The organism is Streptomyces sp. NPDC027189 (assembly GCF_055566975.1).
In genome coordinates, this window is sequence record NZ_JBVHRI010000007.1 from 247,685 (window position 1) to 260,859 (window position 13,175).

Consider the following 13,175-nt stretch of genomic DNA (forward strand, 5'->3'; position numbering starts at 1 on the left):
GCGGACGCACGTCCTGGTCCAATGGAGGGAAAGTGGACCAATGCAGAGGGGATTCGCCGCCGCGCTCGGCACCTGGCGCACGAAAGAGGGCCCGCTCGCGCGGTCGCTGTCCGCCGCCGTACGCGAGGCGGTGGTCGACGGCCGTCTCCCCGCCGGAACCCCGCTGCCCTCCGAGCGGGAACTCGCCCGCACCCTCGACCTCAGCCGCGCCACCGTCGTCACGGCCCTCACCGGGTTCACGGCGACGGAGACGCATACGGTCGGGGACGACCGGTGGCCGGGGCAGGTGCTGGCCCGGCTGGTGTAGTCGGACACCCGCCGGGCCGGCGCAGAGTGCGCGGTCAGCCCTCGGCCCGCAGGGTTCCGAGCAGGCCGTGCGCCTCGTCCTCGATGCCCGCGGCGAACCAGACGGAGTCCTTGCCGCCGGACTGCTTCGTGCCGCTCTGCAGGCCCCAGAGGCCCTCGATCTCGATCGGGTCGCCGTTGCGGTCCTTCAGGGTTCCCTTGAGCTTGCCGGTCTTCTTGTCGAAGACGTTGATGCGGCCGTCGCCGAAGTTGCCGACGAGCAGGTCACCGGCGAACTTTCCGAAGCCCTTGGGGGCGACTTCGAGGCCCCAGGGGGAGTTGAGCACATGCCCGTTCTTCGGGTCGGTGCCGCTCGCGAAGCGCTGCAGCAGCTTCCCTTCCGTGCTGTACACGTCGATGAAGCCGTGCCCGGGTCCCGGGACGTCGTCTTCCTTGTCGGCGTCCTGGAGGGCGTAGGTCACGAAGACCTTGGAACCGATCGTCTTGACATCGAACGGTGCGTAGCCGTCGGGGAGGTTCGGGTCCTCGAACCGGCTGTCGGTCGGCGGTACGGGGTTGAAGTCCTTGTCGAAGACGTCGATGCGCGCGTCACTGAAGTTCGCGACGAGGATCCGCGACTCGTCGCACTTCTCGTCCTTGCCGTCCTTCCCGTTCTCCTTGCCGTCCTTGCCGCGTACCAGCGCCAGGCCCTTGAAGATGGCGTCCTCGTGCGCGACCGTGTCGACGCCCGTCCCGGTGATGTCCGGGTTCCATGCGAAGAGGTCGCCGTGCTCCCCCGCGAAGAGGAACTTGGCGGCAGCCGTGGAGCCTGAGGGCCCGATCTGGAAGTCGTCGGTGTCGTTGCGTACCACCCCGGTCGGGGCGCCGCCCTCCGGGAAGTTCACCACCAGGGGCACGATGCTGACCGGCTGCCCGTCCACGGCTCCGGTGTAGATCGTGGCCTTGTCGGAGCCGTTGTCCGAGACCCAGACCTCTCCGGTCTTCGCGAGCGCCAGGCCCCAGGGGTTGACCAGGTTCGTGTCCTGCACCTCCGCTCTGCCCGCGAGGTCGGAGACGAGGTCCCTCTCCAGGAAGCCGTGGTCCGTCTTGCGCGGGGCGGCCTCCCCCGGCCCGGGCGGCGCCGCGGCGGCGAGGGTGCCGACGGTGCCCAGGGTCAGCGCGGCTGCCAGCAGCCGTTTACTGAAGGGGCGGGATCGACGGACCGATACCTGCTGTGCCATGTACGTAACTCCTCCACCAGTGTGGGACAAACCGGTCGAGGTCATCAGATATGATGCAAATCGTATGCGCCAGCCGACACACAACGTCCGGCGCACCGCCCCGCCGATCGGGCTGCGCCCAACTGGCCGCACACCGAGCCACGCGGGCCAGCCGATCGACACCCCCACCGTCGACATCTGCCCGAACTGCCATGTGGACGTGCACTCCGGCATCGACCGGATGTTCGCCGACCCGCCGGTCGCCTTCCTGCCGCGCCGCTGCCGTCGTCTCGCCGTGGCCACCCTCGCCAAGGAGAAGGGCCTGCCGCCGCAGAGCGGCGGTGGCCGTCGCGTAGTTCCGCTCCTCCAGAAGGACGGCGAGGTGGGCGCTGGCGGTCGGCTTGTCCAGGACTGGACGGACGTCAGCCTCGTCACACCATTCCAGACAGAGGCTGACGTTGTTCTCGTATACCTCGATCGTGCCGGGCAGGACCGATTCCTCTAGGCCCCAGATCAAAGGCGTCCAAAAGTGTCGCAAGGTTACGAGAAAAGTCACCGTTTGGTCGCAGCCCGATTTCCCCTACAACGCACACCCCCCGACGCGGGTCTACCAGGCAGGAAACGCGAGCAGCAGGAAAGGAAAGGCCCGCCATGGGGGACATACGCAGACGAGGAGCCGTCGCGCTCGGGATCACCGGACTGGTCGCACCGCTGACCCTCGCGCTGGGCACGACGCCCGCGCAGGCCGCGAGCTGCACGACACAGACCGGCCCGTATCAGAAGCAGGTGGAAAAGTTCCTCGGCCGGCCGGTCGACGGGCGGCAGTCCAGCGCCGACTGCAAGGCGATCCAGGCCTTCCAGACCAAGCACGGCATCACCCCGAACATCGGGTACGCGGGACCCGTCACCTGGGGCGTGATGGACCTGATGAACAAGCAGAAGGCCGTCGGCAACAACCCCAACAAGGACGGCAACTGCCCGGTCAACAAGGGCCGCATCGCCTGCGTCAACCTGACGCTCCAGCTCAGCTGGATCCAGGACGGCAGCACCCTCGTCTACGGGCCGGTGCCGGTCCGCACCGGGCGTGACGGATACGAGACCCGCACCGGCCTGAAGAAGATCTACTGGCGGGACATCGACCACGTCTCGACCATCTACAACGTGCCGATGCCCTACAGCCAGTTCTTCGACGGCGGCCAGGCCTTCCACTCGGTCGGCGTCAGCATGTGGAACCCGCCCGGCTCGCACGGCTGCGTCAACATGACCACGGCCACCGCGAAGATGTACTGGTCGCTGCTGAAGACCGGCGACGACGTGTTCGTGTACGGCCGCAAGCCGGGCACCTGACGGGGCGCGGCTCTCCAACGGGCCGAAACGTTACGCCCCGGAGCGTCACGTTCGCCGAGGGCAGTGTCCGGGTGTCGACCGCCTTCACGAAGTCGTGCACCCGGAAGTGGTGGCTGCCCTCGAATGTGCCGGACTTCCACGACCGGGCGCGCGGGGCCGCGGTGTTGGCGATCCACGTACTGGTGCTCGGGGCCCCGGTCGTGTAGGTGATGAGCTTCACGGTCCGTATTGTCGTCCGCTGTACCTTTACTCACATCGTCTTCACGTCAAGGCCCGTATGCTTCACACCATGTCCACCACTCCTGAAGCCGACTCCGAGCGCTCCGCGGCGGAGGTCAACGAGGAGATCCGGGCCCTTTGGTTCCGGGCCGGCGGGACGCTGAGCATGGAGGAGCGGCGGGAGTACCAGCGGCTCGTCCTGGAGTGGGCGGAAGCCTCTCCGCAGTCGCCCACGCAGGCGGCGTGACCGCCCGGCCTCCGCTCCAACTCCATCGAGAACCGCGTCTTCCCAGGGCCTGTCGTGTAGCCCGCAATCGGCGTGATCCGAAATCCAGGCCCTAGCCCCAACTCTGCGCATACTGCCGTCGATAGGCCTTGCGGTCCTGTTCCGTACGGATATAGCGCGTCGCCACCAGTGCGATCAGACTCCCCGCGACGACCAGCAGTCCCGGGCCGACGTTCCTCGGGTTCGTGAGCCGGGAGACGAGCGTCTCGGCGTTTCCGGTCGCCCCCACCGGCTCGACAGCGCCCGGTGCGGCGGAGCCCGGCGCGACCGCGGCGCCCTGCGAGGCCGACACCGACGGCGCGGGGGAGGCCTGAGCCGGGGAACTGGCGGAGGCCTGCGGCTGTCCCGCGAGCTGCACACCCAGTGCCGTCAGTGCCTTGGTGACCGGCTGGAAGAACGTCGTACCGCCGGAGGTGCAGTCCCCGTTGCCTCCCGAGGTCACACCGAGCGCGATGCCCTCGGAGAACAGCGGGCCACCGCTGTCGCCGGGTTCGGCGCACACCGTGGTCTCGATGAGCCCGGTGACCGTGCCCTCCGGGTAGTTGACCGTCGCGTTGAGCGCGGTCACCTTCCCGTCGCGCAGCCCGCTGGTGCTGCCGCTGCGGAAGACCCGCTGACCGACGGTCGGATCGGCGGCACCCGTGATCCGTACGCCGTTTCCGCCGCCGATGGCCACGACATTCGTCCCCGGAGTGGTCTGCCGACCGTTGTCGTACTGCACCAGGGAGAAGTCGCTGCCGGGGAACGCCGTGGTGATGGTCCGGCCCACCTGCTGCGAACCCTGGTTGTCGGCGAACCAGACGGACCCGGGGGGCCCGCAGTGCCCGGCCGTGAGGATGAACTCGCTCCGGCCGTTGGTCACATTGAAGCCCGCCGAACAGCGCCCACCCGTCGAGAAGATGGGCTGCGCGCCGTTCAGCCGGGTGGCGAAAGCGCCCTGGGTGCGCTGCATGCGCACGGAGTCGCCGATGCCGTCGGCCAGCTGCGTCATGCGTGACCAGTCGGAGGCGGAGACCGTGCTGTCGGCCTGCACCACCACCTCGTTCTTCGTGTAGTCCACGGCCCAGGCGGTGCCGGCCACCCGGGGTGCCGAACTCAGACTCGCCGTCGCCGACTTGAGGTCCCGCATGCTGTGCCGCACGACCTTGGCGCGGGCACCGGCCTCCTTCACCTCGGCGGCCGCGGCCGTGTCGGTCACGGCGACGACCGGACGCCCGTCGGAGGCGATCCAGCTGCCGGCGGTGCGCGAGGTGCCGAGGCGTGAGACCAGTTCGGCGCCCGTGTCGGCCGCGGCCTTGGCCGAACTTCCGCTGGCACGCGACGTGTCGGACGGTTCACTCGCCATCGCGTGCGTCACCATCAGCCCTCCGCAGAGCAGTCCGCCGACGGCCGCGAGTCGCGCCCCTCGTCGGACGATCCGTCGTCGTGCGTGCCTCATCCATGGGCTCCCGAAGCCGAACGGCGCGGCGTCACCACCGCCGAGGGCCCCGGTCGAGAGCCCTTCCCCTCATACGTGCGCCCGCGCCCGCGCGTTCACCGCCGGGTAACTTGACCGACCGCCCTGCCATGATGGGCGCATGCGCGTGCTGATTCCGGTCCCGGACCGCGATTTCGATGTCACCGAAGTAGCCGTGCCCTGGCGGATTTTGACGGAGGCGGGGCACGAGGTCGTCTTCGCGACCGAGCGGGCCGGCACGCGGCCGCAAGCGGACCCGAGGCTGCTGACGGGTGTGCTCTTCGGGCAGCTCGGCGCCGAGGCGGAACCCCGGCGGTTCTACCAGGAGCTCACCGAGGCGCCCGAGTTCCACGCCACCGTCTCCTGGTCGGACGTCGACGTGGCGGAGTTCGACGGGCTGCTCCTGCCCGGCGGACACGCGCCCGGCATGCGGCAGTACCTCGGCTCATCGGCGTTGCAGCAGCGGATCGCACGCTTCTGGGCGCTGGAGCGGCCCGTCGGCGCGATCTGCCACGGCGTCCTCGTCCTCGCCCGCGCCCGCGACACCGCGACGGGCCACAGCGTCCTGGCCGGCCGGCGTACCACCTGCCTGCCCAAGTACATGGAACGCACCGCCTACTTCACCACCGCCTGGCGCCTCGGCCGCTACTACCGCACCTATTCCGCCTACGTGGAGGACGAGGTCAGGGCGGCCCTCGCCGACCCGGACACGCAGTTCGAACGAGGCCCGCGCACCCTCACACAGCGCGGCACCGCCACCGACGACACGCATGCCTTCGTCGTCCAGGACGGCCACTACCTCTCGGCCCGCTGGCCGGGAGACGCCTACCTCTTCGGCCGCCGCTATCTCGCCCTGCTGCGGAGCGCCGCCGAGCGCTAGGGGCGCGAGCGTCAGGCGCGCGTGCGGGCGGCCACTTCCTCCGGAGTCAAATAGACATCGGTGTGCTCGAAGTCGCGCAGGGTGCCCTTCCGGTCGGCGAGAAAGCCGGTGCGGACGAAGTCGTCACCCGCGACCGCGTTGAGGAACCAGTTGGCGCTTGTACGGAACCGGGCCACGCCGGTACGCAGCGCGTACAGGTGGTATCCGCGGGCCACGACCTGGGCGGGCACGCCCTTGAGGCCGATGCCCAGGGGCTTGGACACCGCGTCGCGGCCGCCGAGGTCGACGACGAGACCGAGGTCCTTGTGCTTGTACGGCGTCGTGGGCTGCCCGCTCAGCAGCGCCGCCAGGGTCTTCGCCGCGTGCCGGCCCTGTCGGGCGGCGTGCTGGGCGGTCGGCACACAGTACGAGCCGTCGCCCTTGGCCAGGTCGGGCACGGCGGCCGCGTCACCCAGCGCGAACACCCCGTCCAGGCCCGGCACCTTGAAGTCGGGTTCGGCGACGATCCGGCCGCGCACGGTCTCCGCGCCCAGCGAGTCGACGAGCGGGCTCGCGGCGACACCGGCCGTCCACACCAGCGTCCGTGAGGGCAGCACCCGGCCGTCGGTGAGGGTGACCTTGTCCTCGGTGACGGAGGCGACGGTCGTCTTGAGGGAGATCTGCACCCCGCGCTCGCTCAGCATGCGCAGCGCGCTCGCCCCGAGCTTGTCGCCGAGCTCGGGCAGCAACTTGGGGGCGACGTCGATCAGATGCCACTTGATGAGGCCGGGGTCGAGCCGTGGGTGGTAGCGCTTCGCCGCCGCGGTGGTCAGACGCTGCAGACATGCCGCGGTCTCGGTTCCCGCGTAACCGCCCCCGACCACCACGAACTGCAGCCGCGCCGCTCGCTCGTCCTCGTCCAACGTGGCGGCCGCCAGGTCGAGTTGGGCGATCACGTGGTCGCGCAGATACACGGCCTGGGCGAGCGTCTTCATACCGCGCGCCTCGTCCAGCAGACCGGGGATGTCGAAGGTGCGGGTCACGCTGCCCGGGGTGAGGAGCAAGTAGTCGTACGACAGATCGACGAGTTCCCCGGTGATCTTGCGGACCACGCAGACCTTGGCTCGCGGATCCACGCCGATCACCCCACCGGGCACCAGGACGGTGCGGCGCAGAATCCGGCGCAGCGAGGGCGCGACGGACTGCGGGGTGACGACACCGGCTGCGACGTGCGGCAGCAGCGGCAGATAGAGCTGGTAGTCGGTCGGACTGACCATAGTGATCCGGGCGTCGGTGGGAGCGAGCGTCCGCTCCAGCCCCCGCGCTGCCTCGACCCCGGCGAAACCGGCGCCGACTATGACGATGTTCGGTGCGTCCATCCGAGCAGCCTCTCTCCTTGAGCCGACACCGCGGCCCGCCGACCGCGAGCCCAGGCTCACACGGGACGCCCGCGCCTGCCACCCCACAAAGCCCGCGCCTGCCACCCCACAAAGGAGGCGCGGGATCGCCGCCGCGGGATTCTCTACCGAGTAGTAACTTCTCCTTCCCCATCCGTACATCACTGGGCGTGATCATGTCTGGAGCGGCGAGTGTCGAGGCACGCTCGCCGCTCCGACGTGAGAAGGGGACGGGCATGACAGGACGCGGTGTGGGGCGCAGGATAGGCGCGGTCTCGGCGGTCGTGGCGCTGGGCATCGGGGGGACGGTGACCGCGGCCGGGTCCGCCGCCGCGGCCCCGGTCCAGGCGGTGGCGAGCACGGCGGCGGCACAGGACGTCGACTACGCCACCTGGCAGCGTGATGTCCGGGCCGTTATCGACCAGGCGCTGCCCTACGTCGAACAGCGCACCGCGCACGCCGACGGGCAGAAGCTCGCCCTCGTCTTCGACATCGACAACACCACGCTGGAGACGGACTTCCACCCCTGGTACGAGCTCCCCACTCCGGCGGTCAAGGCATCCCTGGAGCTCGCCCGCTACGCGCACTCCCGGGGCGTCGACATCTTCTTCGTCACCGCACGCCCGGGCATCATCGCCAGCGAGACCAAGTGGAACCTGAAGACCGTCGGCTATCCGGTCTCGGGCCTCTACGTGCGTGATCTGCCGGACCTCTTCGACGAGGTCAGCACCTACAAGACCAGCAAGCGCGCGCAGATCGAATCCCTGGGCTACACGATCATCGCCAACGTCGGCAACAACACCTCCGACCTCGTCGGAGGCCACGCCGAGCGCACCTTCAAGCTGCCCGACTACGACGGCCAGTTGTCCTGAACCGGGCGGCCGGGTGCCTGGGGCTCCGGACCCGGCCGCCTAGACTTTCGCCATGGACGAGGCCTCGCTGGACACGCTCGGTTCGGGCAAATACCTGCTGATCACCAGCTACCGCAAGAACGGTACGGGAGTCGCGACTCCGGTGTGGGTGGTGCGCGACGGCGCGGCGCTCGCCGCCTGGACCGCCGCGGACACCTGGAAGGTGAAGCGGATCCGCAACCGGTCGGACGTCCTGGTCGGCCCCTGCGACATGCGGGGCAGGCCGACCGGCGACCAGATCCCCGCCACGGCCGAGATCGTCGACGCGGCCGCGACCGCCCGCTACCGGCAGCTCATCGCCCGGAAGTACGGTCTCATCGGCCGTCTCACCCTCTTCGGCAGTCGCCTGCGACGCGGCGAGCGCGGCACGGTGGGGATCCGCATCACCTTGGCCCCCTGACGTGCCGCGCACCGCCCCTAGGCGTAGAACGGCCCCGGAGCGCTCCAGGTCGTCGTACCGAAGACGTTCGCGTCATCGATGCTGATGTTGACGTTGGTGACCTTGAGGCCGTACTGGGTCGAGGTCATGCCGTCGGGGCAATTTACCTGTACGGCAGGGTAGTTGAGGAAGAAGGGTGGACCGAAGTCCCGGTCGGGGTAGCGCGCGAACTGGCCGAGGAGCCAGTTGCTGTCCGGCTCTTAGTACACCCCTGAGAGCGGAGTCTGCTCGGTGCGTACGACGAAACTCGTGCTGTGGTCGAAGGTGCCGTCGGACCGCAGGCAGCCGAAGGTGCGCGCGGTGTCCGCGTACGCCCTGAAATAGCCACCGGTACTGCTGAGTCCGGCCAGATAGCCGGGCTGGTTGCGTACGTTGTGCAGGGTGACGCCCAGCTTGAAACCGCCGCAGCCGGGTGTCGGGTCGAAATCGTGGTAGATGAGCTGGCACTTGCGGTCGCCGAAGGCGGCGTTCGGGTCGGGATCGTAGGGCTGGGGCACCACGGCACCGAAGAACTTCACGGTCGCCGAGATGCCTCCCTCGGTGGGCGCCGGGATCTCGACGCTGGTCGTGGCCTGGGCGGAGCCCGGTCCGGCCAGCACGAGAACGGCTCCCGCGAGTAACGCGAGGGCCAGGCGGCCCAGCACTCTGGGCGCGCGCATCTTCCCCATGGGACTTTTCCCCCCTCGTGCACATGGTGAACACACGTGACACTGACAGGTGCACGCTAATGCCCCAGGGGTGCCTCATCCGGCAAACGGACCAACGCTCACAAACGGAACGCGCCGAGGGCGGGCATCCACGAGGGCGCGGCTGTCCGCCGAGCTGGTGACTGTCCCTGCCAGTCCCAGGAACAGCGGGCACTGCCGTGTCCGCGCCGGGCGAGGGAGGCTGGGAGTCACGTCAGGCCGAGCTTGCGTATCCACGGGATCCGGCGGGCGGCGGCCAGAACACGGAAGGCGCGACATGACCACCACAACCCCCGGCGGCACCCTCACGCTCGCGGACGACCTCACCCTCAGCCGTATGGGCTACGGCGCCATGCAACTGGCCGGACCCGGCGTCTTCGGACCTCCGAAGGACCGCGACGAGGCCCTGGCGGTGCTGCGCGCGGCGGTCGACCTCGGCATCACGCACATCGACACCAGTGACTTCTACGGCCCCGTCGTCGTCAACGAACTGATCAGGCAAGCCCTGCACCCCTATCCCTCGGACCTCCGCATCGTCACCAAGGTCGGCGCCCGGCGCGGCGGCGACGGCAGCTGGATCCCGTCGCTGGAGACGGGAGACCTCAAGGCGCAGGTCCACGAGAATTTCCAGCACCTCGGCCTGGAGACCCTGGACGTCGTCAACCTGCGCCTCGCCTCCTTCGAGGGTGCGACCGACGAGTCGATCGCCGAGCAGTACGGAGTCCTGGCCGATCTGCGGGAGCGAGGCCTGATCCGCCACCTCGGCCTCAGCGGCGCCTCCGACGCCCAGCTCACCGAGGCGCAGACGATCGCCCCCGTCGTCACCGTGCAGAACCTCTACAACCTCGCCAACCGCCAGGACGACGCGCTCGTGGACCGCTGCGCGGCCGAGAACATCGCCTTCGCCCCGTTCTTCCCCCTCGGCGGCTTCAGCCCGCTCCAGTCCGACACACTCAACGATGTCGCCGCCCGCCTGGGCGCCTCCCCGCAGCAGGTCGCCCTCGCCTGGCTGCTCCAGCGCTCCACCAGCATCGTCCTGATCCCCGGCACATCCTCCGTCGCCCACTTGCGCGAGAACACGGCGGCGGCGGATCTGGTGCTGCCCGCGGAGGCGGTCGCGGAGCTCGACACCGTCGGGGAGAAGAGTCGGTAGAGCCGGTTGGTGGAGCCAGGAGTGCCGTAGTGCCCGCTGTGGCGTGCGAGTTGGTGACCGCGGTGTGCCATGAGGGGGCGCGATGAGCCGTGGGGGACGTCGAGATCGATGAGGGATTGGTGCGATGCCGCTCCAGGAGCAGCATCCTGATCTCGCGGGACTGGGTCTTCGTCAGGTGGTTGCCGGCTGGGACAACGAACTATGGCGGCTCGGGGATGAGTTGGCCGTGCGCCTGCCGCGCACGGCACGCGCCCCGGCTCTTCTGCGCAAGGAGCACCGTTGGCTACCGGTCCTGGCCCCGCGCCTTCCGCTCCCGGTGCCGACCCCCGTGCGGATCGGCGAACCGTCCGCCCACTTCCCGAGGCCCTGGACCATTGCGACATGGGTCACGGCGAACCGGGCGATGTGCCTCGATCACCCGCGCCCACCACGCAGCCGACGGTCTGGCGGAGTTCCTCGGGGCACTCCATCACTTCGGTGAACTCTGCGCCGGTGACCCGGCGACTGATCTCGCGGCCGCGTGGCTGCTCCTTCCCGCGGGTGCGGCTTCACGGTTCTTCGACACATAGGCAGACGCGGACGCGGACGCGTCCGCGAATGCGCACGAGGCGATGATCCGGCGCGCGCGAGGGTGGGCTGTCCTTCGCGCCGTTTCGCTCGTCGGTATCGGTCAGGCCTGGGAACGGGTCTCCCAGGCGGCCGGCCGACGTGGGCAGCCGCAGGTTGGACGGCGCTTGATCGTCTCTTGGCGGTCGGCTGACGGTTCTCCGGTATGGAGGGCGGGAGTTGAGGACGACATGACGGTCCCCGCCCGCTGCGGAGTCACCCTCGCGTGAAGGTCATCCGCTCCTCAACAACCAAGCCCAGGCCATTACTTCACATGCGGTAGCCAGGGCATGGATAAATCTTCCGTCAAGCGTCTCCCGGTCCGGTCAAAGGGTCTACCCGCATAGAAGGCCCCACTGCTGTCATGCGCACGACCGCTCGGAATTCTGCCGGGCACCACATCGGGAGACCCCCACGATGTCCCGCATATCCCGTCCCCTCGTCACCAGTCTGTCCGCGCTGGCCCTCGCTGCCGCCGGGCTCACCATCACCACCGGTACGGCGCACGCCGCCACCTGCAGCCAGGACTACCTTCCCCTGCCCGACCCCAGCTGCCAGCCCGGTGACCTCAACCCGGACGTCACCCAGGACACCATCGACTCCACGATCTGCGTCTCCGGTTGGACCGCGACCGTGCGGCCCTCGAGCTCGTACACCACGGCCCTGAAGAAGAAGCAGATCGTCGAATACGGCTACGCCGACACCTCCACCTCCGACTACGAGGAAGACCACTTCGTTCCGCTCGAACTCGGCGGTTCCCCCAAGAGTGAGCTCAACCTCTGGCCCGAGCCCGAGTACGGCACGAAGACCGCCGCCAACAAGGACACGGTCGAGAACAAGCTCAAGAAGGCCGTCTGCGCCGGCACCGTCACGCTCACCGACGCTCAGGACGCGATCATCACCGACTGGACGACCGCTCTCTCCAGCCTCGGTCTCAGCTGACCCTCCGCACGTGGCGCGACGTGGGCAACTGACCCGGGCGCCCAGCCGGGCCCGATCCACTCCGTGGGTCGGGCCCGGCCCCTTTGCGTTCATCGACCGTGCCCGGTAAGGGAGTTGGCCGGATGAGTGCTGTGCGAAGCGTTGACTAGAAAGCGCTTACCCCCTACGTTTCCCGTTCAACAGCGTGACTCGCGTGTGACATCTCGTATACGAGACACCAGATCTCCGAGCCGCACCACCTGGGCAAGTAGCCGTACCAGGTCCCGTGAATCCGTGTACGAGTGTTGTCGCGCGCCGCACATCGTTCAGTATGCAGCCCAGAGTTCGAGTACGTGACCCACGGACGCTCCCGAAGGGACACACCCGCATGTGTACTCGCCCCCCACGAAGGCACACTCGCCGACTGGCCCTGACAGCGGCAGCGACAGCCGTCCTGGCCGTCACCGCCGCGCTCGTCCTGCCGCAGGCCGCGGGAGCCGCCGAGTCCTCCCCGGTCGGCTTCGGCGCCGGGACCACCGGCGGCGGCAGCGCGACCGCGGTCACCGTCAGCACGCTCGACGCCTTCAAGACGGCCGTCACGGGTGACGCGGCCAAGGTGGTCAAGGTCAACGGCCTGATCTCGCTGGGCGGTCAGGTCGACATCGGCTCCAACACCACCGTCATGGGCGTCGGTTCGTCGTCCGGATTGACCGGCGGCGGACTGCGCCTGAAGAAGGTGACCAATGTCGTCGTCCGCAATCTGAACATCAGCAAGCCGGTCGCGCCGGCCGACGGCATCACCGTCCAGGCGTCGACGAAGGTGTGGATCGACCACAACTCGTTCTCGGCGGACCGCGACCACGACAAGGACTACTACGACGGTCTGCTCGACATCAATCACGGCTCCGACTACGTCACCGTGTCCTGGAACACCTTCAAGGACCACTACAAGGGCTCGCTCGTCGGGCACAGCGACAACAACGCGAGCGAGGACACGGGGCATCTGCGGGTGACGTACCACCACAACTACTTCAGCAACGTCTACTCGCGCATCCCCAGCCTGCGCTTCGGCACCGGCCACTTCTACGACAACTACGTCGTCGGGGCCGAGACGGCCGTCCACTCGCGCATGGGTGCCCAGATGCTCGTCGAGAACAACGTCTTCCGTTCCACGAAGGTCGCCGTCACCACGAACCGGGACAGCGACGTGGAGGGCTACGCCAACCTGCGCGGCAACGATCTGGGCGGGGCCGCCACCGAGATCTCGCAGGTCGGCACCTTCACCACCCCGCCCTACAGCTACACCGCCGAGCCGGCCTCGACGGTCGTCGCCTCGGTGACGTCCGGCGCGGGCGCCGGGAAGCTCTGACCACTCCCCACCTGGAAGAAG

Annotated in this window: 15 protein-coding genes and 1 pseudogene; 12 read left to right on the top strand and 4 right to left on the bottom strand. The window is 68.9% G+C overall.

Annotated elements, in window-relative coordinates; all coding sequences use genetic code 11:
- The first annotated feature begins 40 nt into the window (after window positions 1–40).
- On the top strand, window positions 41–307 hold the full coding sequence (locus ACZ4RZ_RS19720; RefSeq protein WP_467746155.1) for a GntR family transcriptional regulator: 267 nt from the start codon (window positions 41–43) through the stop codon (window positions 305–307).
- Between the two features lie 34 nt (window positions 308–341).
- Here the strand turns inward: ACZ4RZ_RS19720 and ACZ4RZ_RS19725 are convergent, their stop codons facing one another.
- Complete coding sequence (locus tag ACZ4RZ_RS19725; RefSeq protein ID WP_467746156.1) at window positions 342–1,526, bottom strand: TIGR03118 family protein; 1,185 nt, start codon at window positions 1,524–1,526, stop codon at window positions 342–344.
- Window positions 1,527–1,590: 64 nt separating this feature from the next.
- On the opposite strand from ACZ4RZ_RS19725, the gene ACZ4RZ_RS19730 reads away from it, so the two are divergent.
- The 4 genes from ACZ4RZ_RS19730 to ACZ4RZ_RS19745 all read left to right on the top strand — a co-directional run bounded on the left by ACZ4RZ_RS19730 (window position 1,591) and on the right by ACZ4RZ_RS19745 (window position 3,318).
- Window positions 1,591–2,010, top strand: a complete 420-nt coding sequence (locus ACZ4RZ_RS19730; RefSeq protein WP_467746158.1) for a hypothetical protein — start codon at window positions 1,591–1,593, stop codon at window positions 2,008–2,010.
- 146 nt (window positions 2,011–2,156) lie between these two features.
- Window positions 2,157–2,852, top strand: coding sequence for a L,D-transpeptidase family protein (locus ACZ4RZ_RS19735; protein ID WP_467746160.1), 696 nt, complete (start codon window positions 2,157–2,159; stop codon window positions 2,850–2,852).
- A gap of 71 nt (window positions 2,853–2,923) precedes the next feature.
- Entirely contained in the window at window positions 2,924–3,058 is a 135-nt protein-coding gene (locus ACZ4RZ_RS19740) for a hypothetical protein (protein ID WP_467746161.1), read from the top strand.
- A gap of 71 nt (window positions 3,059–3,129) precedes the next feature.
- Window positions 3,130–3,318 carry a hypothetical protein gene (locus ACZ4RZ_RS19745; RefSeq protein WP_467746162.1) on the top strand — a complete coding sequence of 63 codons (189 nt, stop codon included), beginning with the start codon at window positions 3,130–3,132 and terminating at the stop codon, window positions 3,316–3,318.
- Window positions 3,319–3,409: 91 nt separating this feature from the next.
- On the opposite strand, the gene ACZ4RZ_RS19750 is transcribed toward ACZ4RZ_RS19745, so the two are convergent.
- Entirely contained in the window at window positions 3,410–4,795 is a 1,386-nt protein-coding gene (locus ACZ4RZ_RS19750; RefSeq protein ID WP_467746163.1) for a S1 family peptidase, read from the bottom strand.
- Between the two features lie 139 nt (window positions 4,796–4,934).
- On the opposite strand from ACZ4RZ_RS19750, the gene ACZ4RZ_RS19755 reads away from it, so the two are divergent.
- Window positions 4,935–5,693, top strand: a complete 759-nt coding sequence (locus ACZ4RZ_RS19755; protein ID WP_467746164.1) for a type 1 glutamine amidotransferase domain-containing protein — start codon at window positions 4,935–4,937, stop codon at window positions 5,691–5,693.
- Window positions 5,694–5,704: 11 nt separating this feature from the next.
- On the opposite strand, the gene ACZ4RZ_RS19760 is transcribed toward ACZ4RZ_RS19755, so the two are convergent.
- A complete protein-coding gene (locus tag ACZ4RZ_RS19760; RefSeq protein ID WP_467746165.1) occupies window positions 5,705–7,051 on the bottom strand; it encodes an NAD(P)/FAD-dependent oxidoreductase in 1,347 nt (448 codons plus the stop codon).
- A 254-nt stretch (window positions 7,052–7,305) separates the two neighbouring features.
- Between ACZ4RZ_RS19760 and ACZ4RZ_RS19765 the strand changes: the two genes are divergently transcribed.
- Together ACZ4RZ_RS19765 and ACZ4RZ_RS19770 are read left to right on the top strand one after the other, a co-directional pair.
- On the top strand, window positions 7,306–7,941 hold the full coding sequence (locus ACZ4RZ_RS19765; RefSeq protein ID WP_467746167.1) for an HAD family acid phosphatase: 636 nt from the start codon (window positions 7,306–7,308) through the stop codon (window positions 7,939–7,941).
- Window positions 7,942–7,993: 52 nt separating this feature from the next.
- Window positions 7,994–8,380, top strand: coding sequence for a PPOX class F420-dependent oxidoreductase (locus ACZ4RZ_RS19770; protein WP_467746169.1), 387 nt, complete (start codon window positions 7,994–7,996; stop codon window positions 8,378–8,380).
- A 239-nt stretch (window positions 8,381–8,619) separates the two neighbouring features.
- Here the strand turns inward: ACZ4RZ_RS19770 and ACZ4RZ_RS19775 are convergent, their stop codons facing one another.
- A complete protein-coding gene (locus tag ACZ4RZ_RS19775; RefSeq protein ID WP_467746171.1) occupies window positions 8,620–9,078 on the bottom strand; it encodes a hypothetical protein in 459 nt (152 codons plus the stop codon).
- Between the two features lie 304 nt (window positions 9,079–9,382).
- On the opposite strand from ACZ4RZ_RS19775, the gene ACZ4RZ_RS19780 reads away from it, so the two are divergent.
- The 4 genes and pseudogenes from ACZ4RZ_RS19780 (at window position 9,383) to ACZ4RZ_RS19795 (ending at window position 13,154) form a co-directional block, all read left to right on the top strand.
- Window positions 9,383–10,258 carry an oxidoreductase gene (locus ACZ4RZ_RS19780; RefSeq protein ID WP_467746173.1) on the top strand — a complete coding sequence of 292 codons (876 nt, stop codon included), beginning with the start codon at window positions 9,383–9,385 and terminating at the stop codon, window positions 10,256–10,258.
- A gap of 124 nt (window positions 10,259–10,382) precedes the next feature.
- Window positions 10,383–11,018, top strand: a pseudogene (locus ACZ4RZ_RS19785) (phosphotransferase).
- Window positions 11,019–11,281: 263 nt separating this feature from the next.
- Entirely contained in the window at window positions 11,282–11,806 is a 525-nt protein-coding gene (locus ACZ4RZ_RS19790) for a hypothetical protein (RefSeq protein ID WP_467746174.1), read from the top strand.
- A gap of 367 nt (window positions 11,807–12,173) precedes the next feature.
- Window positions 12,174–13,154 (top strand): pectate lyase family protein, encoded by a 981-nt coding sequence (locus tag ACZ4RZ_RS19795; protein ID WP_467746175.1) that lies wholly within the window; start codon window positions 12,174–12,176, stop codon window positions 13,152–13,154.
- Window positions 13,155–13,175: the final 21 nt, after the last annotated feature.

Bases quoted from the DNA above. Each gene is read 5' to 3' on its own strand.
- ACZ4RZ_RS19760 (WP_467746165.1), bottom strand. From the start codon at position 7,051: ATGGACGCACCGAACATCGTCATAGTCGGCGCCGGTTTCGCCGGGGTC.
- ACZ4RZ_RS19770 (WP_467746169.1), top strand. From the start codon at position 7,994: ATGGACGAGGCCTCGCTGGACACGCTCGGTTCGGGCAAATACCTGCTG.
- ACZ4RZ_RS19780 (WP_467746173.1), top strand. From the start codon at position 9,383: ATGACCACCACAACCCCCGGCGGCACCCTCACGCTCGCGGACGACCTC.
- ACZ4RZ_RS19720 (WP_467746155.1), top strand. From the start codon at position 41: ATGCAGAGGGGATTCGCCGCCGCGCTCGGCACCTGGCGCACGAAAGAG.
- ACZ4RZ_RS19725 (WP_467746156.1), bottom strand. From the start codon at position 1,526: ATGGCACAGCAGGTATCGGTCCGTCGATCCCGCCCCTTCAGTAAACGG.
- ACZ4RZ_RS19795 (WP_467746175.1), top strand. From the start codon at position 12,174: ATGTGTACTCGCCCCCCACGAAGGCACACTCGCCGACTGGCCCTGACA.
- ACZ4RZ_RS19755 (WP_467746164.1), top strand. From the start codon at position 4,935: ATGCGCGTGCTGATTCCGGTCCCGGACCGCGATTTCGATGTCACCGAA.
- ACZ4RZ_RS19765 (WP_467746167.1), top strand. From the start codon at position 7,306: ATGACAGGACGCGGTGTGGGGCGCAGGATAGGCGCGGTCTCGGCGGTC.
- ACZ4RZ_RS19735 (WP_467746160.1), top strand. From the start codon at position 2,157: ATGGGGGACATACGCAGACGAGGAGCCGTCGCGCTCGGGATCACCGGA.
- ACZ4RZ_RS19750 (WP_467746163.1), bottom strand. From the start codon at position 4,795: ATGAGGCACGCACGACGACGGATCGTCCGACGAGGGGCGCGACTCGCG.
- ACZ4RZ_RS19775 (WP_467746171.1), bottom strand. From the start codon at position 9,078: ATGCGCGCGCCCAGAGTGCTGGGCCGCCTGGCCCTCGCGTTACTCGCG.
- ACZ4RZ_RS19730 (WP_467746158.1), top strand. From the start codon at position 1,591: ATGCGCCAGCCGACACACAACGTCCGGCGCACCGCCCCGCCGATCGGG.
- ACZ4RZ_RS19790 (WP_467746174.1), top strand. From the start codon at position 11,282: ATGTCCCGCATATCCCGTCCCCTCGTCACCAGTCTGTCCGCGCTGGCC.
- ACZ4RZ_RS19745 (WP_467746162.1), top strand. From the start codon at position 3,130: ATGCTTCACACCATGTCCACCACTCCTGAAGCCGACTCCGAGCGCTCC.